The 22462-nt window shown below is 64.5% G+C and carries 18 protein-coding genes and 1 pseudogene; 13 read left to right on the forward strand and 6 right to left on the reverse strand.

Annotated elements, in window-relative coordinates; translation table 11 throughout:
• Positions 1–33: 33 nt before the first annotated feature.
• Positions 34–2904 carry a TonB-dependent receptor domain-containing protein gene (locus tag ACVOLO_RS08855; RefSeq protein WP_481569878.1) on the forward strand — a complete coding sequence of 957 codons (2871 nt, stop codon included), beginning with the start codon at positions 34–36 and terminating at the stop codon, positions 2902–2904.
• A gap of 271 nt (positions 2905–3175) precedes the next feature.
• Here ACVOLO_RS08855 and ACVOLO_RS08860 read toward each other — a convergent pair whose 3' ends face one another.
• Both ACVOLO_RS08860 and ppa read right to left on the reverse strand, forming a co-directional pair.
• Positions 3176–4291: an HDOD domain-containing protein gene (locus ACVOLO_RS08860; RefSeq protein ID WP_481569879.1), complete on the reverse strand. Its 1116-nt coding sequence runs from the start codon at positions 4289–4291 to the stop codon at positions 3176–3178.
• Between the two features lie 161 nt (positions 4292–4452).
• Positions 4453–4995 (reverse strand): inorganic diphosphatase, encoded by a 543-nt coding sequence (gene ppa, locus ACVOLO_RS08865; protein WP_481569880.1) that lies wholly within the window; start codon positions 4993–4995, stop codon positions 4453–4455.
• A 349-nt stretch (positions 4996–5344) separates the two neighbouring features.
• Between ppa and ACVOLO_RS08870 the strand changes: the two genes are divergently transcribed.
• Complete coding sequence (locus ACVOLO_RS08870; RefSeq protein WP_481569881.1) at positions 5345–6565, forward strand: helix-turn-helix domain-containing protein; 1221 nt, start codon at positions 5345–5347, stop codon at positions 6563–6565.
• Between the two features lie 45 nt (positions 6566–6610).
• Positions 6611–7285 carry a glutaminyl-peptide cyclotransferase gene (locus tag ACVOLO_RS08875; protein WP_481569882.1) on the forward strand — a complete coding sequence of 225 codons (675 nt, stop codon included), beginning with the start codon at positions 6611–6613 and terminating at the stop codon, positions 7283–7285.
• Positions 7286–7545: 260 nt separating this feature from the next.
• On the opposite strand, the gene ACVOLO_RS08880 is transcribed toward ACVOLO_RS08875, so the two are convergent.
• Positions 7546–9573, reverse strand: coding sequence for a sodium-translocating pyrophosphatase (locus tag ACVOLO_RS08880; protein ID WP_481569883.1), 2028 nt, complete (start codon positions 9571–9573; stop codon positions 7546–7548).
• A 241-nt stretch (positions 9574–9814) separates the two neighbouring features.
• Between ACVOLO_RS08880 and ACVOLO_RS08885 the strand changes: the two genes are divergently transcribed.
• Both ACVOLO_RS08885 and ACVOLO_RS08890 read left to right on the forward strand, forming a co-directional pair.
• A complete protein-coding gene (locus ACVOLO_RS08885; protein WP_481569884.1) occupies positions 9815–10327 on the forward strand; it encodes a hypothetical protein in 513 nt (170 codons plus the stop codon).
• A gap of 79 nt (positions 10328–10406) precedes the next feature.
• Entirely contained in the window at positions 10407–11612 is a 1206-nt protein-coding gene (locus ACVOLO_RS08890; protein WP_481569885.1) for a lactate oxidase, read from the forward strand.
• Between the two features lie 52 nt (positions 11613–11664).
• Here the strand turns inward: ACVOLO_RS08890 and ACVOLO_RS08895 are convergent, their stop codons facing one another.
• Positions 11665–12921, reverse strand: a complete 1257-nt coding sequence (locus tag ACVOLO_RS08895) for a 6-phosphofructokinase (protein ID WP_481569886.1) — start codon at positions 12919–12921, stop codon at positions 11665–11667.
• 142 nt (positions 12922–13063) lie between these two features.
• On the opposite strand from ACVOLO_RS08895, the gene ACVOLO_RS08900 reads away from it, so the two are divergent.
• Both ACVOLO_RS08900 and mpl read left to right on the forward strand, forming a co-directional pair.
• Positions 13064–13627: an adenylate kinase gene (locus ACVOLO_RS08900; RefSeq protein WP_481569887.1), complete on the forward strand. Its 564-nt coding sequence runs from the start codon at positions 13064–13066 to the stop codon at positions 13625–13627.
• A 310-nt stretch (positions 13628–13937) separates the two neighbouring features.
• Positions 13938–15344, forward strand: a complete 1407-nt coding sequence (mpl, locus tag ACVOLO_RS08905; RefSeq protein WP_481569888.1) for a UDP-N-acetylmuramate:L-alanyl-gamma-D-glutamyl-meso-diaminopimelate ligase — start codon at positions 13938–13940, stop codon at positions 15342–15344.
• A 138-nt stretch (positions 15345–15482) separates the two neighbouring features.
• On the opposite strand, the gene ACVOLO_RS08910 is transcribed toward mpl, so the two are convergent.
• Complete coding sequence (locus ACVOLO_RS08910; protein ID WP_481569889.1) at positions 15483–16328, reverse strand: IclR family transcriptional regulator; 846 nt, start codon at positions 16326–16328, stop codon at positions 15483–15485.
• A 61-nt stretch (positions 16329–16389) separates the two neighbouring features.
• Positions 16390–17085 carry a hypothetical protein gene (locus tag ACVOLO_RS08915; RefSeq protein ID WP_481569890.1) on the reverse strand — a complete coding sequence of 232 codons (696 nt, stop codon included), beginning with the start codon at positions 17083–17085 and terminating at the stop codon, positions 16390–16392.
• 122 nt (positions 17086–17207) lie between these two features.
• Between ACVOLO_RS08915 and ACVOLO_RS08920 the strand changes: the two genes are divergently transcribed.
• The 6 genes and pseudogenes from ACVOLO_RS08920 (at position 17208) to dmpH (ending at position 22301) form a co-directional block, all read left to right on the forward strand.
• Positions 17208–18470 (forward strand): MFS transporter, encoded by a 1263-nt coding sequence (locus ACVOLO_RS08920; RefSeq protein WP_481569891.1) that lies wholly within the window; start codon positions 17208–17210, stop codon positions 18468–18470.
• A 19-nt stretch (positions 18471–18489) separates the two neighbouring features.
• Positions 18490–18693, forward strand: a pseudogene (locus ACVOLO_RS08925) (tautomerase family protein); the annotation flags it as partial.
• Entirely contained in the window at positions 18690–19487 is a 798-nt protein-coding gene (locus ACVOLO_RS08930; protein WP_481569892.1) for a fumarylacetoacetate hydrolase family protein, read from the forward strand. The pseudogene ACVOLO_RS08925 and the gene ACVOLO_RS08930, both read left to right, overlap by 4 nt.
• Before the next feature lie 39 nt (positions 19488–19526).
• Entirely contained in the window at positions 19527–20465 is a 939-nt protein-coding gene (locus ACVOLO_RS08935; protein ID WP_481569893.1) for an acetaldehyde dehydrogenase (acetylating), read from the forward strand.
• 10 nt (positions 20466–20475) lie between these two features.
• Positions 20476–21516, forward strand: coding sequence for a 4-hydroxy-2-oxovalerate aldolase (gene dmpG / locus ACVOLO_RS08940; RefSeq protein ID WP_481569894.1), 1041 nt, complete (start codon positions 20476–20478; stop codon positions 21514–21516).
• Positions 21513–22301, forward strand: coding sequence for a 2-oxo-3-hexenedioate decarboxylase (gene dmpH, locus ACVOLO_RS08945; protein ID WP_481569895.1), 789 nt, complete (start codon positions 21513–21515; stop codon positions 22299–22301). Before dmpG ends, dmpH begins: the two co-directional genes overlap by 4 nt.
• Positions 22302–22462: the final 161 nt, after the last annotated feature.

Below are 22462 nucleotides of genomic sequence, written 5' to 3' on the forward strand. Positions count from 1 at the left end.
TTTAACGCACCACTAACGTAATCGGAGAGATTGATGAATTTTCGTACTCCCGCTGTGCGGCTGGGCCTGCTCCCGGCTGGCATCGCACTGGCACTGACGCCGGCCTTTGCTTCGGCGCAGGACGCCGCTGCCGGCGCCACCACTCTTGATCGCCTGGAAGTCACCGGCTCGCGCATTCGTGGCGCGAACATGGAAACCCAGCAGCCGATCCTGACCTTGAGCCGCGAAGCGCTGGAAAAGCAGGGCTTCACCTCGGTCGCCGACGTGCTGCAGAACCTGACTTCGGCTGGTTCGCCGGCCATCTCGCGTTCGCAGTCGCTGTCCTCGGGCGAGAACGTGGGTGGTTACTACGTCGACATCCGCAACCTGGGCGCACAGCGCACCCTGGTGCTGATGAACGGCAAGCGTCTGGGTGCCACCACCGCGGGCCTGCAGGATCTGAGCCAGATCCCGATGGGCGCAGTTGAGCGCATCGAAATCCTGAAGGATGGCGCTTCGGCCATCTACGGTTCGGACGCGATTGCTGCCGTGGTCAACGTGATCACCCGTAAGCGTTTCGACGGTGCTGAAGTCAGCGCCTATGTCGGCCAGTACGGCGAAGGCGACGGCGAGACCACCCAGTACTCCCTGACCCTGGGTGCGGAAGGCGAGCGCGGTGGCATCACCATGTCGGCCGAGTACTACCAGGCCAAGCCGGTCTGGGCAAAGGACCGCAGCTTCAGCGCCCATGGCAATTCCGGCCCGAACTACCCGGGTGCCGGCGCCAGCGCCATCAACGAAAAGGGCTCGTTCTGTGACCCGTGCGCAACCCCGGGCATCAAGAAGGGCGAGCCGGGCTACGTCTCCAATGACGACGTGCTGTGGTACACCCTGAAGGAAGGCGGCGACCCGACCAAGCGTAGCGACTACCGCCTGCAGACCGATGCTGACTCGGTCAATGCCAACCAGCAGATGGGCGTGCAGACCGGCATCGAGCGCAAGTCGCTGTATGTCAACGGCAACTACGATGTGACCGATTCGATCACCTTCAATGCCGACGTCATCTACAACGAGCGCACCACGGACCAGCAGATCGCTGGCTACCCGTACCAGGCCACCGCGATGGGCACCCCGCTGTCGGCTGACAGCATGTTCAACCCGAACGCAGGTGACACGACCTTCCGTCGCCGCCTGTGGGAAGTGCCGCGTACCACCGAAAGCAAGCTGAAGACCCTGCGCTTTGCGCCGAGCCTGGAAGGCTACTTCGAGTTTGCCGGTCGTACCTTTGATTGGGACGTTGGTGCCCTGTGGAACCGCAACGAAGTCACCAAGACCGGCCACGGCGACATGAGCCTGATCGCTTCCGAGCAGGCCCTGGGTGCATCGTTCCTCAACAAGGACGGTGTTGCTCAGTGCGGTACCGTTGCCAACCCGATCGCACTGTCTGATTGCCGTCCCTGGAATCCGCTGCTGCCGTACGGTGTTGCAGGCCATGGCTCGCTGGCCGATCCGGCCACGCAGGCCTTCCTGTTCCCGCAGTTCACCGACACTGGCGTCACCAAGACCACCAGTTTCACCGCCAACCTGGCAGGTTCGATCGTGACCCTGCCGGCCGGTGACCTGGGCTTCGCCATGGGCGTGGAACACCGCGAAGAAGAAGGCCGTTTCGTGCCGGACGCATTCGCACAGTCGGGCCAGAGCACGGGCCTGGGTTCCACCACCACCTCGGGCAAGTACGACCTGGACGAGGTGTACCTGGAGCTGAACATCCCGGTGCTGGCTGACATGCCGTTCGCCAAGGAACTGAGCTTCAACGTTGCCAGCCGTTACTCGGACTACAGCAACTTCGGTGACACCCTCAATTCGAAGTTCGGTATGGTCTGGCGTCCGATGGACGAGCTGCTGGTCCGCGGCACCTATGCCGAGGGCTTCCGCGCTCCGACGATCGACAACCTGTACGGCGGCATCAACAGCAGCTTCGAGACGTACACCGATCCGTGCGGCATCGGCGCAACCAACAGCGTCAACGGCAATGCGGCCTGTAACGCAGCGGGTGTACCGCTGGGCTACGCTCAGCTCGACCAGAGCATGAAGCCGTGTACTTCGTACCCGTGCGCCACCCCGGACCAGTTCATCTCCGGTGCCAACGCCAACCTGAGCCCGGAAACCTCCACCAGCAAGACCGTTGGTCTGGTGTGGAGCCCGCGCTGGGTGCAGGGTCTGGACATCTCGCTGGATTGGTACCGCTACGAGATCAAGGACATGATCATCGAAGACAGCGTCGACCGTATCTTGCGTGACTGCTATGTGCTGGGTAATGCCGCACGTTGCGCCGGCGTCACCCGTGCGTCCGACGGCCACATCAGTGCCATGACCTACGGTCTGGCCAACCTCGGCCAGATGGAAACCGAAGGTTATGACCTGGGCGTCAAGTACCGCCTGCCGGAGCTGGCCATCGGTCAGTTCAACATCGATTGGCAGACCAGCTACCTGTCCAAGTACGACGAGCAGGGTCAGAACAGCGCCGGTGACAACATCACCATCGGTCGTGTCGGCGAAGCCGGCCTGTTCCGCGTGCGTTCCAACGTGGGCATCAACTGGGCGTACGGCGATTTCGGTGTGAACTACACCGCGCGTTACTACTCGGGCATGAAGGAAAGCTGCGTCACCAACCGTCCTTGCACTGAGCCGGATCACATGGCCAACGGCGAGCGCGATGCAATCCGCAAGACTGGTTCCAACACCTTCCACGACATGCAGGTCAGCTGGAAGGCACCGTGGGACGCAACCGTGGCCGTGGGTGCGAACAACCTGTTCAACCACCAGGGTCCGATCATGTTCTCGGCACCGAACTCGAGCTTCCCGTACTACGGCGGCTTCGACATCGGTCGCTTCATCTACATGAAGTACACCCAGCGCTTCTGATCCATCGAAGTTCTGTGCAACACGACAAAGGGTGGGCCTTCGGGCCCACCCTTTTTCTTTGGCGGGATGTTTTGAAGTGCGTCGCCGCGTGATCGAGCGATCAAGCTGTAGTGCCGAGCCATGCTCGGCAGCTGTATTCCTGGAAGAAGTCTCCGGGCAGCATGGCTGCGCTACATATTCGTTGTATGGCGTGCCGCCACCAGCCTGCGTTCGCGCAAAAAAAAACGGCCGCACAAGGCGACCGTCTTATTTGTATCGATGTCATTGCAACTCAGGCGTCGACGCTGATGCCCATCATGTCCTCGGCCATTTCGCGCCATTGCGCCAGCTTGGGCAGCACGCCCACCCGCGCCAGATAGTCCTCGTTGACCTCATGGCCGGAGGCCAGTGCGCAGGCAACGTGTACGGCACCGGCTACCCAGAAGCTGCGCACGTTGGAACGCTGCGGCTGCAGGTGGAAGGCCACCGCCTCGATGATTGGCATCGGCAGGCCCCACAGGCCCAGCAGATAGGCGCCGGCTTCGGCGTGGCCGGGACGCTCGTCGCCGGCTTCCAGTGGCAGGCGCTCGTCGCGCACGCCTGCCAGCAGCAGGCCGATGTCGGCCAGCAGTGCCGCGGTCGCGCCCAGCTCCGCACTGGAGGCCGGCAGCATTTTGGCCGCCAGGCGCGAGGCCATCAGTGCCCGCGACTGCAGCGCGCTGCGCTCGCTGCCGGACATGTTGGGCAGGGCGAACACTTCGCTGGCCAGCACGAGGTCGCGCAGCGTGGACAGCCCCAGTCGCGTCACCGCACCACGCAGGTCGGAGATCGCGCGGCCACTGTTGAAAAAGGCCGAATTGGACAGCTGCAGCACCTTGGCGGCGATGGCTGGGTCGGTGGAGACCAGCTTGGCGATGTCGGCGGCGTTGCTGTCCTCATCGGCCTCCAGCGCGTGCATCAGGCTCAGGTACAGATGCGGCGGCGAGGGCAGTTTTTCGATGCGGCCGATGGCCGTGCGCAGGCGCGGCCCGTCCAGCAGCTCGCGCAGTTCTTCCAGGCTGGTGAGCGCCTCCAGCAGTACTTCCGGTGCCAGCGGCAGCGGCAGGAAGCGGTGGGCCACGCCGATGATGCGTGCCGACGGCACGCGCTGGCTGCTGTCGGCATCAATCAATGCAATGCGGATGGTTTCCGGACGCAGGGTACGGATCTGGCCAAGCAGCGTGACAGGCGAGAGGTCAGGCAGGGCGGGGGCGGTAATGACCGCATCAATCGTGGCCGAGGCCACCGCCACGATGGCGGCGCTGCCGTCAGGTACCGATTGCACTTCCCATTCGTCACCGAGGTCGTCGATGTAATGGAGAAGCTCGACGGGCAGGCAGGTTTCGCCGCCGACTAACAGGATTCGCAAGATACTTTCCCCTTGGAAAAACACACGCCCACATACATTTACAGGCCGGATAACCGACCTGTAAATGTAGCTAATCGCTGGCAACGGGTCATGTTCCGGGCAGGCGAAACGTGATCGCTGTCGCTGCGGGCGGCCGGCTTGCGGCGCCCCGCAGCGGGGAATCAGCCTTCCTGCTGCGTGGCAAGGAACGTCTGGTGGGCTTCGACCAGGATCTTCTTGGCTTCGGCAGCATCACCCCAGCCTTCGATCTTGACCCACTTGCCCTTTTCCAGGTCCTTGTAGTGCTCGAAGAAGTGGCCAATGCGCTCCAGCCAGTGGCTGGACACCTGGTTGATGTCTTCCACATGGGCATAGCCGCTGAAGATCTTGGCCACCGGAACGGCGAGGATCTTCTCGTCGCTGCCGGCTTCGTCACTCATCTTCAGCACGCCGACCGGACGGCAACGCACCACCGAGCCCGGTACCAGCGGCAGCGGCAGCACCACCAGCACGTCGGCCGGGTCGCCATCGCCGCACAGGGTCTGCGGCACGAAGCCGTAGTTGCAGGGGTAGCGCATCGGCGTGGAGAGGATACGGTCGACGAAGATCGCGCCGCTGTCCTTGTCCATTTCGTACTTCACCGGCTCCGAATCCTTCGGGATCTCGACGATGACGTTGATTTCTTCCGGCGGGTTCTTGCCCGGCGAGACAAGCTTCAGGCTCATTGCGCTGACTCCGAGTCGTGATATGTAGGGAAACCGCGCATTCTACGCCCCACCTTATTGCGCTGCATCAAGCCACTGCTCAGATAGTGGAGGACATCCGTTTGCGATGCATGTTTTTGCTTTTAAAAACAATGGGTTGATGGGTGGCTTGGTTGGGGTTCACGGTTTGGCGCCGGCTCCGCAGGCGGTGGGGGCGCTTCATGCATTCCGGTTTCTATTGCAGCAGCGGTCCGCGGCAAAGCCTGAAAACGGCATATGCCCGCCGGAGCTGTGCGGCCAAGCTGCACGGCCATGCTTCGGTTGCTTACAACGCGCCGCCAACATGAGCACAGACAGGTAGCCTGTCGCCATGGACTCCCTGATCACAGCGTCCGCGCGTGCCCTTGCCGCAGGCGATGTCCTGGCCGCGCTCAAGCACATTGCACTGCGTGACGATCCCTCTGCGCTGGCCCTGCGCGGTATCGCCATGGCCCAGCTGGGCGAACTATCGCGTGCGCGGGAGTTGTTGCGGCGTGCCCGGCGCGGGTTTGGCGCGCATGAAGTGCTGGCGCGTGCGCGTTGTGCGGTGGCCGAAGCCGAGGTGTCGCTGGCGATGCGTGAACTTGGCGGCTCGTCACGTCCCTTGTTGGATGTCGCAACGGTTCTGGAAGCGCGCGGCGATCATGCCAACGCGCTGCAGGCCTGGTTGGTCTTGGCGCGCCGGTCATTGCTGCTGGGCAAATTGCAGGAAGCCGCTGCCGCTCTGGCCAAACTCGATGGACAGCGGTTGCCGCCCGCGTTGGGAGCGATGGCCGGACTGACGTCGGCGGCACTGGCGTTGCGCTCGCTGCAGATCGCCGCCGCGCGTGCTGCACTTGATCGCGCACGCGAGGCCGCAAGCAAAGCAGGTATCCCGGCATTGCAGGCCGAGGTCGATGCCGCTTGCACGCGGCTGGATCAACCGGCGGCACGTCGTATCGGTGCCGGCAGCGAGCAGCCGCTGCGCATTGAGCAGGCACAGGAATTGTTGAACTCCGGCGCGTTGATCGTGGATGCCTGCCGTCGCGGCATACGCGTGGGCGAGAGCTGGCAATCACTGGCGCGGCGGCCGGTGCTGTTCGCACTGGTGCGTGCGCTGGCCGAAGCCTGGCCGGCGGCAGTCGAACGCGATGCGTTGATCATGCGCGCGTTCGGTCTGCGTCATTACGACGAAACGCTGCGCGCACGGCTGCGGGTGGAGATCGGCCGCCTGCGGACACTCATCGCCGCGCAGGCCCACATCGAAGCGACTGCGGAAGGCTTCCGTCTGATAGCGAATGCCGCAAGCCAGGTATGGGTGCTGGCACCACCGATCGAAGGGGAGCAAGCGGCCGTGATCGCGTTGCTGTCCGACGATGCAGCCTGGTCCAGCTCGGCGCTGGCTCTGGCACTGGGCACCAGCCAGCGCAGCGTGCAGCGGGCGTTGGTCGAGCTGGAGGACGCCGGGCGGGTGCGTTCGAGCGGCCGTGGTCGCACGCAGCGTTGGCGGTCGGTGCCGCTGAGTGGATTCACGACGATCTTGTTACTCCCTGCCGCGCTGCCGATTGACTAGGGTCGTCGGCAGGCACCCAACCCTACGTGCCAGGAGATTGCAGCGATGAACACTCAAACCCTCACCCCCGCAAAGGCCACAGCCAGCGTGCGCCCGGCCGAAGTGGTGCGCGATTACGGCCCGTTCGCGGACTCACACTGCATCAACGGCGTCAGCTTCGACGGCAAGAACGTATGGGCCGCCACCGGCGCCGCGCTGGTGGCGTTCAATCCACAAAGCGGTGAGCCTGTGCATTCGCTGGCATTGCCGTGCGATGCCGGAACCGCCTTCGATGGCACGCATATTTATCAGATCGCCGAAGCGCGCATCGACAAGATCGACCCACGCAGTGGGCAGGTGGTGTCGTCGATTCCCGCGCCTGGCGGCGGCACCGATTCAGGCATGGCCTGGGCCGAAGGCAGCCTGTGGGTAGGGCAGTACCGGCAGCGCAAGATCCATCAGATTGATCCATCCAACGGCACCATCCTGCGCACGATCGAATCGGACCGCTTCGTCACCGGCGTGACCTGGGTGGACGGCGATCTCTGGCATGCCACCGGCGAAGGCGAGCAGAGCGACATCCGCCGCATCCACCCGGAAACCGGCGATGTGCTGGAGCGGCTGCAGATGCCGGACGGCATCAGCGTCAGTGGCCTCGAAGCGGATGGCGGTGAACTGTTTTATTGCGGCGGCGGTCTGGATGGCAAGGTGCACGCCGTGAAGCGGCCACGTTCGCGCTGAGCGGTGCATCCGGCAAGTGCTGGCTCGCAATGGTTGGCTCTCGCGAAGTAGTGATGTGAGCCAATCACCGAGAAGACGCTGCAGGTCAGGGCAATCCACTCAACTGCAACAACCCAAAAGCCCCTCTCCCCTTGCGGGGCGACGGAGAGCAGCTTGCGAATCATTGATTCGCGGCTCTCCTAGCGCCTTCGCGTCTAGCGAAGGCCGGGGCGCGGAGCGGGGGTTGGGGTGAGGGGCGCTCTCCCCGTATTCAATGCGGCTTACAACAACGGCACCAACAGCAGCGCGACAATATTGATGATTTTGATCAATGGATTGATCGCCGGCCCGGCCGTGTCCTTGTACGGATCGCCAACGGTATCGCCCGTGACTGCGGCCTTGTGCGCTTCACTGCCCTTGCCGCCGAAGTGACCGTCCTCGATGTACTTCTTGGCGTTGTCCCAGGCGCCGCCGCCGGTAGTCATCGAGATCGCCACGAACAGGCCGGTGACGATGGTGCCGATCAACAAACCACCCAGCGCCTTGGGCCCGAGCAGCAGGCCAACCACCACCGGCACGGCGACCGGCAACAATGACGGCACGATCATTTCCTTGATCGCCGAACGCGTCAGCATGTCCACCGCCTTGTGGTACTGCGGCTTGGCCGTGCCCTGCATGATGCCGGGGATCTCGCGGAACTGGCGGCGCACTTCTTCCACCACCGCACCGGCCGCGCGGCCCACCGCTTCCATCGCCATCGCACCGAACAGATAGGGAATCAAACCGCCGATCAGCAGGCCGATGATCACCGTGTGGTCGGACAGGTCGAACGCGAAGACTTCGCCCGGATGCGCCACCTGCAGGTTGTGGGTGTAGTCGGCAAACAGCACCAGCGCGGCCAATGCCGCCGAGCCGATCGCATAACCCTTGGTCACCGCCTTGGTGGTGTTGCCCACCGCATCCAGCGGGTCGGTAATGTCGCGGATGTCCGATGGCAGCTCGGCCATCTCGGCGATGCCACCGGCGTTGTCGGTGATCGGGCCGTAAGCGTCCAGTGCGACGATCATGCCGGCCATCGACAGCATCGCCGTTGCAGCGATGGCGATGCCGTACAGACCGCCGAAATGGAATGCCGCCCAGATCGCCACGCACACCGCGATCACCGGCAGTGCGGTGGACTTCATCGACACGCCGAGGCCGGCGATGATGTTGGTGCCGTGGCCGGTGGTTGAAGCCTGCGCCACATGCTGCACCGGCTTGTACTGGGTGCCGGTGTAGTACTCGGTGATCCACACGATCAGCCCGGTCAGCACCAGGCCGATCAAGGCGCAGATGTACAGGTTGGTGGCGCCATGGCTGGAATCGGCCATCAGCTGCGTGGTCACCGGCCAGAAGGCGATGGCGGCCAGCACGCCGGAGACAATCACGCCCTTGTACAGCGCGCCCATGATCGAGCCGCCGGCTTTCACCTTGACGAAGAACGCACCGATGATCGAAGCGATGATCGACACGCCGCCCAGCACCAGCGGGTACAGCACCGCGTTGCGGCCGACTTCGGCCATCATCATGCCGCCCAGCAGCATGGTGGCGATCACCGTCACCGCATAGGTCTCGAACAGATCCGCTGCCATGCCGGCGCAGTCGCCAACGTTGTCACCGACGTTGTCGGCAATCACCGCCGGGTTGCGCGGGTCATCCTCGGGAATGCCGGCTTCGACCTTGCCGACCAGGTCCGCGCCCACGTCCGCACCCTTGGTGAAGATGCCGCCGCCCAGGCGCGCGAAGATCGAAATCAACGAGCTGCCGAATGCCAGGCCCACCAGCGCATGCAGGTTGTCGGCCTGGCTCAGGCCCATGCGCTGCAACAGCAGGTAGTAACCGGCCACGCCGAGCAGGCCCAGGCCCACCACCAGCATGCCGGTGATGGCGCCACCACGGAACGCGACATCCATCGCCGCGCTCATGCCATTGCGTGCGGCCTCGGCAGTGCGCACGTTGGCGCGTACCGAGACGTTCATTCCGATGTAACCGGCCGCGCCGGACAGCACCGCGCCGATTGCAAAACCAATCGCGGTGTACCAGCTGAGGAAGAAACCGACCAGTACAAACAACACCACGCCGACCAGGGCGATGGTCAGGTATTGGCGGTTGAGGTAGGCCCGCGCGCCTTCCTGGATGGCGGAGGCGATTTCCTGCATGCGGGCATTGCCGGCAGGTTGGCGCAGGACCCATTGGGCCGAGATGATGCCGTAGACGATGGCGACAGCGGCACAGACAAGCGAAAGCACAAGACCGTACTGTTCGAGCATGACCCCTCCAGCGTTGGTGGATGCCATCCAGCTGTGGATGAAGCGGGGACACGCCGGGTAGATCGAAGCACTGGAACAGACCCGGGCCGCGTGCGGCTGTGGTACGTGTCGCTGTGTTCAAACACTCTGAGGCGCGTCGAGTATGACCGGCAGCTGTCTCGGCCGCCAGCGGCCGCCGGCCTTGCCCGAGGGTTCAGCGGCAGGCTGGCAACGTCAGCAACCTGTTGCTACGGAACCGCCGATGATGAAAGCCGCCTTTGCCCTGACCCTGCTGGCCGCGCTGCCGTTGCCACTGCTGGCTGCCAGTACCAAGCCGGAAATCGAACGCCCCGCCGCCAGCGCACAGGCCGATGCGGCCGTGCACACGGTGCGGCAGATTCCCGAAGCCTGTACCCGTATCGAAGGCCGTTTCACCGGCGATGCCGCCGCGCCGTATGACATGCAGCTGGTGCGCACCAGCGAACACTGCCAACCGCGCGCGGTGTTCCTGGATTTTGCCAAGGTCAACCCGAGTGAGGCCAATGGCTGGAAGCTCAACGAGGCCGTGCGCATCCCCTCGGCTGCGTGCAGCACGCAGCAGGCGCTGGTGGAGGTCTGGCGCAAGCCGGCCGGGCAGCAGGTGGCGCTGGATGGGCAGGGCCAGAACCGCGTCTATCTGGAAGACGCCAAGGCACAGGCGGCGGCCGGGCGCCTGGCTGCGCTGCCGGCATATTCGGCGCGTTTGACCGTGGAAGGCAGGGCCTGCCGGCCGTAACCGGCAAGCCGGGTTTCTTCACGTTGTCATGGGCCGGTGGGTCGTAGCGTTTGACGCCCGGCCCATACAGGAAGGTGTCATGACAACCCGTAGAGAGGTTCTTGTCGGAAGTATCGGCGCAGCATCGGCGGCCAGCCTGCTCGGTGCCTTGCCTGCCTTTGCACAGTCCAGTGCAGCCCCTGCGGCGGCTTCCGGTGGCACGTATCGCGCCGGCAGTGCCGAACGCAAGCTGGACATCATCAACCTCTACGACCTGGAGGAAGAGGCCCGCAAGCTGATTCCCAAGCCGCAGTTCGGCTACATCAGCAGCGGTTCCGGTGACGAATGGACGCTGCGCGAGAATGTGCGCGCCTTCGATGACGTGCAGATACTTCCGCGTTATCTGGCCGGCGTGGACCAGCCGGATACATCCACCACGCTGCTGGGCTCCAGGGTGGATATCCCGATTTTCGTGCCGCCGATGGCTGCCCACGGGCTGGCCCACGTCAATGCCGAGCGCGATACCGCCAAGGGTGCGGCTGATGCCGGCGCGCTGTTCACCGCGCAGACGCTGGCCAACGTGCCGCTTGAGGACATCGGCCGCGTCAGCAAGGGGCCCAAGTGGTTCCAGCTGTACTACACCAAGGACCAGGGCGTGAACCGTGAGCTGATCCGCCGCGCCAAGGAAATGGGGGCGACGGCGATCGTCTTCACCGTGGACCTGGAATGGGCGGGGAACCGCGAGGCGGACAAGCGCAACGGCTTCGTGTTTCCAGCGGACCTGGCCTTCCCCAACGTGCCCAATGCGCCCAAGGGCGCGACGTTGGCGCAGCTGTTCACGGTGTTCAAGCGCAACCTGGATTTCACCGACCTGGACTTCATTGCCAAGGAGTCCGGTCTGCCGGTGGTGGTGAAGGGCATTCAATCGGCCGAGAACGCCAGGGAAGCGGTGGCGCGTGGCGCAGCGGCGATCCAGGTGTCCAACCACGGCGGGCGCCAGCTCGACACCGTTCCCGGCGCCATCACCTCATTGCCCTATGTCGCCGAAGCCGTAGGCGGGCAGGTGCCGGTCTATCTGGACGGCGGTGTGCGGCGCGGTGTGCATGTGTTCAAGGCACTGGCGCTGGGGGCCGATGCGGTGGCGGTGGGGCGGCCGGTGCTCTATGGCCTGGCGCTGGGCGGTGCGGCCGGCGTCACCTCGGTGCTGGACGCGCTCAAGACCGAGTTGAAGCTGGCGATGAAGCTGGCAGGCACCGCCACCATTGCCGACATCAACGGCAAGTTCATTACCCGCCTGAGGGCGTGAGCAGGGCAGCGGAACGGACGCATGCCGCGCCCGTTCCGCGCTTGCATGGTTGTCAGCCTTCCCAGCCCGGCAGCTTCTTGGCAACGGCCACGTTCTTCAGCGTCACGTACTTGGGCAGGCCATCGCGGCCATACGGCAGCGGCGCTTCACCGCGGATCAGCGGCTGCAGATAGCGGCGGGCCTTTTCGGTGATGCCAAAGCCATCCTTGCGGATGAAGCCGGCCGGCATCTTCTTTTCGTGATTGGCGACCTTGGACAGCGGCGCGGCTTCGATCTTCCAGCGGTACGGCACATCGGCGCTGCGCACGATCACCGGCATCACCGAGTTCTGCCCCTTCAACGCAAACTGCACCGCCGCCTTGCCCACGGCCTGCGCCTGTTCCCAGTCGGTCTTGGAAGCAATGTGGCGGGCCGAACGCTGCAGATAGTCGGGTAGGGTCCAGTGCACCTTGAAGCCCAGCTCGGCCTTGACCCGGCCAGCCAGGTACGAGGCGACGCCGCCAAGCTGGGTGTGACCGAACGAATCCTTGCCACCGCCGGCATCGGCGACGAACTTGCCATCGGCGGTATGGATGCCTTCACTGGCCACCACCACGCAGAAGCCGACCTTGGCCACCACCTGCTTCACCTTGGCCAGGAAGGCAGCCTCGTCGTAGGCACGTTCGGGCAGCAGGATGATCTGCGGTGCGTCGTCAGGGTTCTCGCCGGCCAGGCCGGCGGCGGCGGCCAGCCAGCCCGCGTGGCGGCCCATTGCCTCGTAGATGAAGACGCGGGTGGAGGTCTCGGCCATCGCCGCGACATCCAATGCAGCTTCGCGCACCGACACGGCGGTGTACTTGGCCGCCGAGCCGAAGCCCGGGCAGGTGTCGGTAACCGCCAGGTCGTTGTCGATGGTCTTGGGCACGCCGACACAGGTCAGCGGGTAGCCGTATTCCTTGGCCAGCTGCGAGACTTTCAGCGCGGTGTCGGCCGAATCATTGCCGCCGTTGTAGAGGAACCAGCGCACGTCGTGGGCCTTGAACACCTCCAGCAGGCGCTCGTACTTGGCCCGGTCCGCGTCCAGCGACTTGAGCTTGTAGCGACATGAACCGAAGGCGCCGCCAGGGGTATGGGCCAGTGCGGCGATGTTGGCGGCGGACTCTTTGGAGGTGTCGATCAGCTCCTCGCGCAATGCGCCAAGGATGCCGTTGCGTGCAGCCAACACCTTGATTTTCTTCGACCTTGCCTCGGCAATGACGGCCGAAGCGGTGGCGTTGATGACGGCGGTGACGCCGCCGGACTGGGCGTAAAGCAAGGTGCCTTTGGACATGAGGGATACTCTCCGGGCGGGGGGCATTTCCGGGACATTGGCCGGATGCGGTAAGCTGCGCATATTGCGGTGCAGCGTGAATCGGCCCATGAGTCTAACGCCGCTGTCCGTCCCGTTTACTCAAAACATATGGGAGTCAGGAATGCGATTGGTTCTGTTGGGACCGCCCGGTTCGGGCAAGGGCACGCAGGCAAGCCGCCTGAAGGAAGAACTGAATATTCCGCACATCTCCACCGGCGACCTGCTGCGCGCCGAAGTGGCCGCCGGCACCGAGCTGGGCAAGCAGGCCAAGGCGGTGATGGATTCGGGCAACCTGGTTTCCGATGACATCCTGCTGGGCATGCTGGAATCGCGCCTGTCCCAGGCCGATGTCGCCACCGGCTTCATCCTTGATGGTTACCCGCGCAACGTGGCCCAGGCCAATGCGCTGGGCGAGCTGCTGGCCAAGCTCAAGCAGCCGCTGGACGCCATCGTGCAGCTGGACGTGCCGACCGAACTGCTGGTCGAGCGCATTGCTGGCCGCGCCCAGGAACAGGGCCGTGCCGACGACAACCCCGAATCGGTGCGCCAGCGCCTGCAGGTCTACAACGATTCCACCGCGCCGGTCATCGACTTCTACGCGGCCAAGGGCACCCTGGCGCGCGTGGATGGCGTCGGCGAGCTGGATGACGTGCTGGCCCGCATCCTGGCGGCGATCAAGCGCTGATGGAACACGGCTGCGGCGGGTAACTGCCGCGGCCCGCGTCTTGCGCTGATGCCGCAAACGCAAACGCCCGGCTTCAGTACCGAAGCCGGGCGTTTGCGTTTGTAGAGGCCAGCAAATGGGCTTGCTCAGAGCCCCGCAACATGAGCTCCCTGGGGATGGCCTCTTGGGGAGTAGGACCTGAGGGTGCTGCGGCTGGCAAGCGGCATTCTGGGCGCGAAGTCATTCAAGGGCTATCGGGGATAACCCTACATACGGATGGGTATCTCTTACGCAGATACCCGAGAGTGTTTGCATCAGCGACAATCAGCCAATGAGCAAGATCCATATTCTCGGCATTGCCGGTACTTTCATGGGCGGTGTCGCCGCCTTGGCCCGCGAACTCGGTCACCAGGTCGAAGGCAGTGATCAGGCGGTGTACCCGCCGATGTCCACACAGTTGGAAACGCTGGGCATCACCCTGTCGCAGGGCTATCTGCCCGGAAACATCGCTGACGACTGTGATGAGATCGTGGTTGGCAACGCGCTTTCGCGGGGCAATCCGGCGGTGGAAGCGGTGCTGGATGCGGGCCGGCGCTACACCTCCGGTGCGCAGTGGTTGTCCGAGCGGGTGTTGCCCGGCCGCGACACGCTGGCGGTGGCCGGCACGCACGGCAAGACCACGACGACGACGATTCTGGCGTTCCTGCTGCAGGCAGCCGGGCGCGAGCCGGGTTTCCTGATCGGTGGTGTTGCCGAGGATTTCGGCGTGTCGGCGCGCTTGGGCGGCCAGCCTCTCCGGGAGGGGGACAGCGCGTCCGCGCAGGCGGATCGACCGCTGTTTGTGGTGGAAGCCGACGAGTACGACACCGCGTTCTTCGACAAGCGCAGCAAGTTCGTCCACTACCGGCCGCGGGTGGCGATCCTCAACAATCTTGAGTTCGACCACGCCGATATCTTCCCGGACGTGGCCGCCATCCAGCGCCAGTTCCACCATCTGGTGCGCACCGTGCCGGGGCGCGGTCGTCTGATCGTCAATGGCGAGGACAAGCACCTGGCTGAAGTGCTGGCGATGGGCTGCTGGACGCCGGTGGAACGCTTTGGTTTTGATCCGTCGCTGGAATGGAGCGCGCGGCTGATCAACCAGGAAGGCAGTGCGTTTGCAGTGCTGCATCGTGGCGTGGAAGTGGCGACCGTGGTGTGGTCGCTGCTGGGCCGGCACAACGTGCTCAATGGGTTGGCGGCACTGGCTGCGGCCCATGCGGTGGGCGTGGAGGTGGCGAGCGTGGCGCCGGCCTTGGCCCGTTTCCAGAGCGTCAAACGCCGGATGGAAGTAATTGGCCTGGCGCAGGGCGTGACCATCTACGACGACTTCGCCCATCACCCGACCGCCATCCATACAACGCTGGAAGGCCTGCGCGCGAAGGTGGGTGACGCACGCATCGTGGTGGCGATGGAGCCGCGCAGCAATTCGATGCGTCTGGGTGCGCATTCCGATGCACTGGCGCCGTCGCTGGATATCGCCGATGCGGTGGTGTTCCTGGCGCGTCCGGAGTTGCCGTGGGATGCGGTCAGGGTAATTGCCGCCGTGCGCGGTGAGGCGCAGGCAGTGGCCGATACCGATGCATTGCTGGCGCGGCTGGGCGGCGTGGTGCGCGAGGGCGACCACGTGGTGTTCATGTCCAACGGCGGTTTCGACGGCGCGCCGCGCCGGTTCCTGGCGCAGTTGCAGAACAGCTGATACCGCGGAGCTTTCCCGTAGGGGAGGCTTCCGCCGCGACGCTTGAGTCGGTGGGCTGGCAATACCGGAATTGCAGTTGGTGCCGTTGTCTGGGGGTTGCCGGCTTCGCGGCCAAGGCCGCGCCTGCGGGGAGCGGCTTCAGCGCGAAGTCTTGCCGGTGTATCCCATCGCTGCCGAAATCTGCGCGGCGGCTTCCAGTAAGGCCTGCACATGTGCCGGGTCCGGCGTGCTGGGCAGGTAGTGGATGGAGCCGACGATGGCCAGCGTGCCGAACAGCTCGCCGTTGGCCTGCAGCAGCGGAGCCGCCAGTGCGTTGATGCCGATGTACAGCTCTTCCGGTGCATCGGCCCAGCCACGCTTGCGCACCAGTTCGATTTCCGCCGCCAGGCGATCCGGGTCAACGATGGTGCGTGGCGTGCTCGCGGGGAGCGGTTGGGTGAGATAGGCACGGCGCAGTTTCTCCGCACCGAAGGCCAGCGCGATCTTGCCCTGGGCCACGCTGTTGTGATGGAAGCGGGTGCCGGGGCGCAGGCTGATTTCCACCGGCGCGGTGCCGCGCAGCAGGTCGATCACCACCACTTCGTTGTCCGAGAAGGTGGAGATCACGATGGTCTGGCCAACCTGGTCGCGCAGTTGCTCCAGGATCGGTTTGGCCAGGCTCATCACGTCGAAGCGGCTGGTGCAGGCACGGCCGAGCAGGAACATCTGCCAGCCCACGCGGTACTGGTTGTTGTCCGGATCCTGGTCGACATAGCCATGCTCGCGCAGCACGCTCAGGTGCCGGTGCACGCGCGCCTTGGGCATGCCCAGCAACTGGGCCAGGCGGGTGACGCCCAGGCCGCCGGGTGCCGAGGCCAGCGCCTCGATCACTTTCAGCGAGACGATGGCGGTGGGCAGGCCGTGATCGGCGGTGTCGTCCTGGGCATCCCTGCCGGCGGCGGCATTGGGCAAATCCTTTTTATCGATCACAACTTGACGGGACATCGGCTACCTGTAGGTGTTTGCAGGGTCGAGCGCCGCCTGCCTGGCAGCGCACATGTGCCGATTATGGCAGGTCGATGTATCGCTCTGCGAAAACCTTGTACCGCTGGGTCTTCTGCGCGGCGGCGTCCTCCGGGCGCACGTAACGGATCGAGCTGCGCCCCTTGAGCTGGCGCGGCAGCAGGAAACAGCGGATGAAACGTGTCTCCTCGTCCTCGGTGGTTGGTGCCAGCACCGGCGCGTGGCCGAGCTCGAACCAGGCATGGCCGGGCGGGTGGTCCTGGCGCTGGCCCAGGGTCTCGATGCTGATCCGGCCGTAGTCGCAGATACGGATGCCCGGGCCCTGGTGGACATGGGTGAGGGCGACGCCCCCCTTCGGGAAATCCACCCGGTCACAGCGCATCAGCCATTCAAAGCGCCTGTCCAGGGTGATCGGCGCTTCCAGCTTGAGTTCACTGCGGGTTGCCGGTGCCGACGGCAGGACACCGGCGGGCTGCTTGGCGTCGGTCAGGTCCCAGCGCCACAGCACCGTGTCCTGCCCGCCGTTGAGCAGGGTGAGCGGGCTTTGGCTGACGCGCGCCTGGGCCGGGTCAAGGGACTGCGCGTCCTGTGGGGATTCCACCATCAGCCCCCCCTGGCGCACATACAGGGCCCTTGGGCCGGATGGCAGATAGACCGGCGGGCAATCGGCGGGCAGGTGGTCTTCATGGAGGCGGAGGATCAACTCGGACATCGGAATCTCGCGATTGTTACGACGCATGTATCGTATATCGATACGAAAACATTTGTAATGTTCCATTTTTGCGAAAAGTCGGATATTTTGTGTTCGCAGTATCGTTCACCGATACTTTCGTATCAGCCAAGATTCCGGAGGGGAAGCCAATGGCGCAGCGTGGTTCGACAATCCAAGCGGTAACGGCCGGCAACGGCCGCTGGTGGCAGGGCGCCAGCAAACAGCAGTGGGGAACATTCCGTTCGGCCTACCTGGGCTGGATGCTGGATGTCATGGATCTGATGCTGTTCGCGATGGTGCTCAAGCACGTCAGCGCGGACCTGGGCTTCGACAAGTCGCAGGCGGGCATGGTGATGTCGGCCACGCTGCTGGCCACCGCATTCGGCGGGCTGCTGTTTGGTTACCTGGCCGACCGCATGGGCCGCGCCAAGTCGATGATGCTCAGCATCATCTGCTATTCGATTGGCACGGCCTTGTGCGGTTTGTCGGACACGCTCGGCCAGCTGATGTTGTTCCGGGTCATCGTGGGCCTGGGCGTGGGCGGTGAGTGGTCCGCCGGCTCGGCGCTGGTGAGCGAAAGCTGGCCGGCACAGCACCGCGGCAAGATCCTGGCGTGGATCCAGAGTGCGTTTGCCTCGGGCTACGCCGCTGCGGCCATCATTGCCGCGCTGGTGGTGCCGACCCTGGGGTGGCGCTGGGTGTTTGCGGTGGGCCTGTTGCCGGCACTGCTGGCGTTCTATGTGCGCCGCCACGTCAAGGAGCCGGAGATCTGGGTCAACCAGAAGGAACGGCTGAGTTTTGGCCAGACCATGGGCCAGTTGTTTGGTGCGCATGCACGCAGCACCGTGGTCGGGCTGGCATTTGTCACCGCGGCCATGTGCGGTTACTGGGGCTTGTTCACCTGGATCCCGACCTACCTGGCCACGCCGGTTGCCGACGGCGGCCCGGGCCTGGACATGGTCAAGTCCACGATCTGGATCGTGGTCATGCAGATCGGTGCTGCGCTGGGCTTTGTCACCTTTGGTTATATCGCCGACTGGGTGGGGCGCAAGAAGGCCTTCATGATCTTCTTCGTGTGCTCGGCCTTGACCGTGCCGCTGTTCGTGATGATCAAGTCGCCGATGCTGCTGATGGGCTTTGGCATTGTCGTGGCGTATTTCGGCACGGGCTTCTACAGCGGTTTCGCACCGACCTTTGCCGAAATGTTCCCAACCACGGTGCGCGCCACCGCGCAGGGTTTCGTCTACAACGGCGGCCGCGCCATCGCCGCCATCGCGCCGGCGCTGATCGGCTTCCTGGCCAACAGCTACGGCGTGGCCAGCGGGTTGATGGCCACTGCCGGTTTCTTCGGGCTGGCTGCATTGATCGTGCTGCTGTTCCTGCCCGAGACCAAGGGCGTCGAGCTGACCTGATTGCAACCGCAGGAGTAAACCCATGCCAATCATCCAGGTGACCCTGGTGCAGGGCCGTGACGAAGAGAAAGTGCAGCGTTTCATCCGCGAAGTAGCGCGGGTGGCACATGCCGAGCTGGATGCGCCGATGAGCGCAATCCGGGTGATGGTCAACGAAGTACCACCGCAGCGTTTTGCGGTGGGTGATGTGCTCAAGAGTGATGCGAAGGAAGTGAAGGCATGAGTGCTGTTTCCCTGGGGGCCGAGGCCATTGCGCGACACGGTGCCGAACTGCATGCGGCATTGCGCAGTGGTGCAGCCATCGAGCCGCTGAGCGAGCGCATCCCCGGCCTGGCGCTGGCCGATGCGTATGCGATTTCCAACGACCTGCTGGCGCGTCGCCTGGCCGAGGGCGAGCGCGTGGTTGGCAAGAAGATTGGCGCCACCTCGGTGGCGGTGCAGCGCATGCTGAAGGTGGACCAGCCGGACTTTGGTTTCCTCACCGATCGCATGCAGGTGGCCAATGGCGGCGAGCTGTCGACCACCGGCATGATCGCGCCGCGTGCGGAAGGTGAAATCGCCTTCCATCTCAAGCGTGACCTGGTGGGCCCGGGCATTACCCATCACGACGTACTTGCCGCCACCGAGGCGCTATCGGTGTGCTTTGAGATTGTCGATTCGCGTATCCGCGACTGGCGCATCGGCATTACCGACACCGTTGCCGACAACGCCTCCGCGGCGGCCTATGTGCTTGGTGAACTGCGCGTGCCACCGAAGAACCTGGACCTGGGCACGCTGGGCATGGTGGTGGAGAAGAACGGCGAGCTGGTGGCCACCGGCGCCGGTGCCGCCGCGCTGGGCTCGCCGGTCAACTGCGTGGCATGGCTGGCCAATACGCTCGGCCGCCTCGGTACACCGCTCAAGGCCGGTGAAGTGATCCTCTCCGGTGCGCTGGTGCCGCTGATCCCGGTTGTGGCCGGCGACCACATGCGCGTGCGTGTCGGCGCACTGGGCAGTGCCGATATCCGTTTTGCATGACGCCTGCTTCCTCCCCCCATTGAACGACAGGAGTTCTACATGACCCTGAAAGCAGCCATCGTCGGTCCCGGCAACATCGGCACCGATCTGATGATCAAGATCCTGCGCCATGGCAAGCAATTGCAGATGGCGGCCCTGGTCGGCATCGACCCGGCATCCGATGGCCTGGCGCGCGCTGCACGCATGGGTGTGGCAACCATCTCCAGCGGCGTGGCCGGTTTGATCGAATCCGAACTGTTTGCCGACATCGACATCGTGTTCGATGCCACCTCGGCGTCGGCGCATGTCGCCAACGACGCGCTGCTGCGTGCCGCCAAGCCGGGTATCCGCGTGGTTGACCTGACCCCGGCCGCCATCGGCCCGTATTGCGTGCCGACGGTGAACCTGGAAGACAACATCGAGGCGGCCAACGTCAACATGGTCACCTGTGGCGGCCAGGCCACCATTCCGATGGTGGCGGCGGTGGCTTCGGTGGCCAGGGTCAAATATGCGGAGATCGTGGCCAGCATCTCCAGCAAGAGTGCCGGCCCCGGCACCCGGGCCAATATCGATGAGTTCACCGAAACCACTTCGCGCGCGATTGAAAGCGTGGGCGGTGCGCAGGTTGGCAAGGCGATCATTGTGCTCAACCCGGCCGAACCGCCGTTGCTGATGCGCGATACCGTCTACGTGCTCAGCGAGGTGGCCGACACCGCTGCCATCGAGGCCGCTGTGACCGACATGGCCGCACGTGTGGCCGCCTATGTGCCGGGCTACCGGCTCAAGCAGCAGGTGCAGTTCGAGCAGCTTGACGAGCCGGTCAATGTGCCGGGCGTGGGCATGACCACCGGCTTGAAGACCTCGATCTTCCTGGAAGTGGAAGGCGCCGCGCACTACCTGCCCGCTTACGCCGGCAACCTGGACATCATGACGTCGGCCGCGCTGGCTACCGGGGAGCGCATGGCCGCCTCGGTGCTGGCCGCGCGTGCCGCAGCGTGAGGACAACAACATGACTGCCAACAAGCTCTATATCTCCGACGTCACCTTGCGCGATGGTTCGCACGCGGTGCGTCACCGCTACAGCATCGACCAGGTGCGCAGCATCGCCGCCGCGCTGGACAAGGCCCGCGTCGATTCCATCGAGGTCGCCCATGGCGACGGCCTGCAGGGTTCTTCGTTCAACTATGGCTTCGGCGCACACAGTGACGTGGAATGGATCGAGGCGGCCGCCAGCGTGGTGTCGCATGCCCGGATCGCCACGCTGCTGCTGCCGGGCATCGGCACCGTGCACGACCTGAAGAACGCGCATGCCGCTGGTGCGCGCATCGTGCGTGTGGCCACGCATTGCACCGAGGCCGATATCTCGCGCCAGCACATCGAGGCAGCCAATACGCTGGGCATGGATGCGGTCGGCTTCCTGATGATGAGCCACATGACCACGCCACAGGCGCTGGCCGTGGAGGCGAAGAAGATGGAAAGCTACGGCGCGTCCTGCGTGTACGTGGTCGATTCCGGCGGCGCATTGAACATGAATGATGTGCGTGACCGGGTCAGTGCATTGCGCGATGCCTTGAAACCGGGCACACAGATCGGCATCCACGCCCATCACAACCTTTCACTGGGCGTGGCCAACTCCATCGCTGCGGTTGAAGCCGGTGCGTATCGCATTGATGCCAGCCTGGCCGGCATGGGCGCCGGTGCCGGCAATGCGCCGCTGGAGGTGTTCATTGCCGCTGCCGAGCGCATGGGCTGGAACCATGGTTGCGAGCTGTACACCCTGATGGATGCAGCTGACGACATCGTGCGCCCGCTGCAGGATCGCCCGGTGCGGGTGGATCGCGAAACCCTGGCCCTGGGCTATGCCGGGGTCTATTCCAGCTTTCTGCGGCACGCCGAGATCGCATCGTCGCGTTTCGGCCTGAAGACCGCCGACATTCTGGTCGAGCTGGGCAAGCGCCGCATGGTCGGCGGGCAGGAAGACATGATCGTTGACGTCGCACTGGACATGCTGCGTGCGCGTGGCGAACAACCGCAGGAGAAGCAGGCATGACGCTGGACCGTTCCATCATCGAGAACTGCGCGCTGCAGTTGCTGGCCGCAGAGCAGGAAAGGCGCGAAGTGACCAAGATCACCGATGCGCACCCACAGATCGATGTCAGCGCCGCCTACGACATCCAGGAATGCCTGCGCAGCATGAAACAGGCTGCGGGCGTACGCATCGTGGGCATGAAGATGGGCCTGACCTCAAGGCCGAAGATGCAGCAGATGGGCGTGGATACGCCGATCTATGGCTTCCTCGGTGATGACAATGCGGTGGATGACGGTGCGGTTGTCGATACCGCTCGCCTGATCCATCCCAAGGTGGAAGCCGAGATCGCTTTCGTCATGCGCGAGGAACTGGCCGGCCCGGGCTGCGACGTGGCCCGGGTGCTGGCCGCGACCGACTATGTGGTGCCGGCCATCGAGCTGATCGACTCGCGCTATGAAAACTTCCGCTTCGACCTGCCCAGCGTGATTGCAGACAACACTTCGGCATCACGTTATGTCCTGGGGTCGCGGCCGACGGCGGTAGAGGGTTTGGACCTTGAGACGCTTGGCGTGGTGATGGAGAAGAACGGCCAGGTGGTCGAAGTGGGGGCCGGTGCCGCGGTGCTGGGCAATCCCGCCGATGCGGTGGCAATGCTGGTGAACATGCTCGCCGAGCGCGGCCAGGTGCTGCCGGCCGGCAGCGTGGTGCTGTCCGGTGCCATCACCGCCGCCGTTGCGGTTGCCGCAGGTGACAACGTACTGGTGCGCGCTGATGGCATCGGCACCACATCGATGCGCTTTGTGTGAGGTGTCGATGGCGCGGGCGTCGCGCGCTGGATCCACGCGACGCCAGCTCCATGCCACCCGCTGCACGGCACTGATGGCTGCCCGGTAGTTCCCGGCTCACGCCGGCGCAGGGCAGGAAAAACGTTCGACAAGCACCGGCGCTCCCGGCGAGCGCCGGAACG

It is taken from the genome of Stenotrophomonas sp. STEN056 (assembly GCF_056759635.1).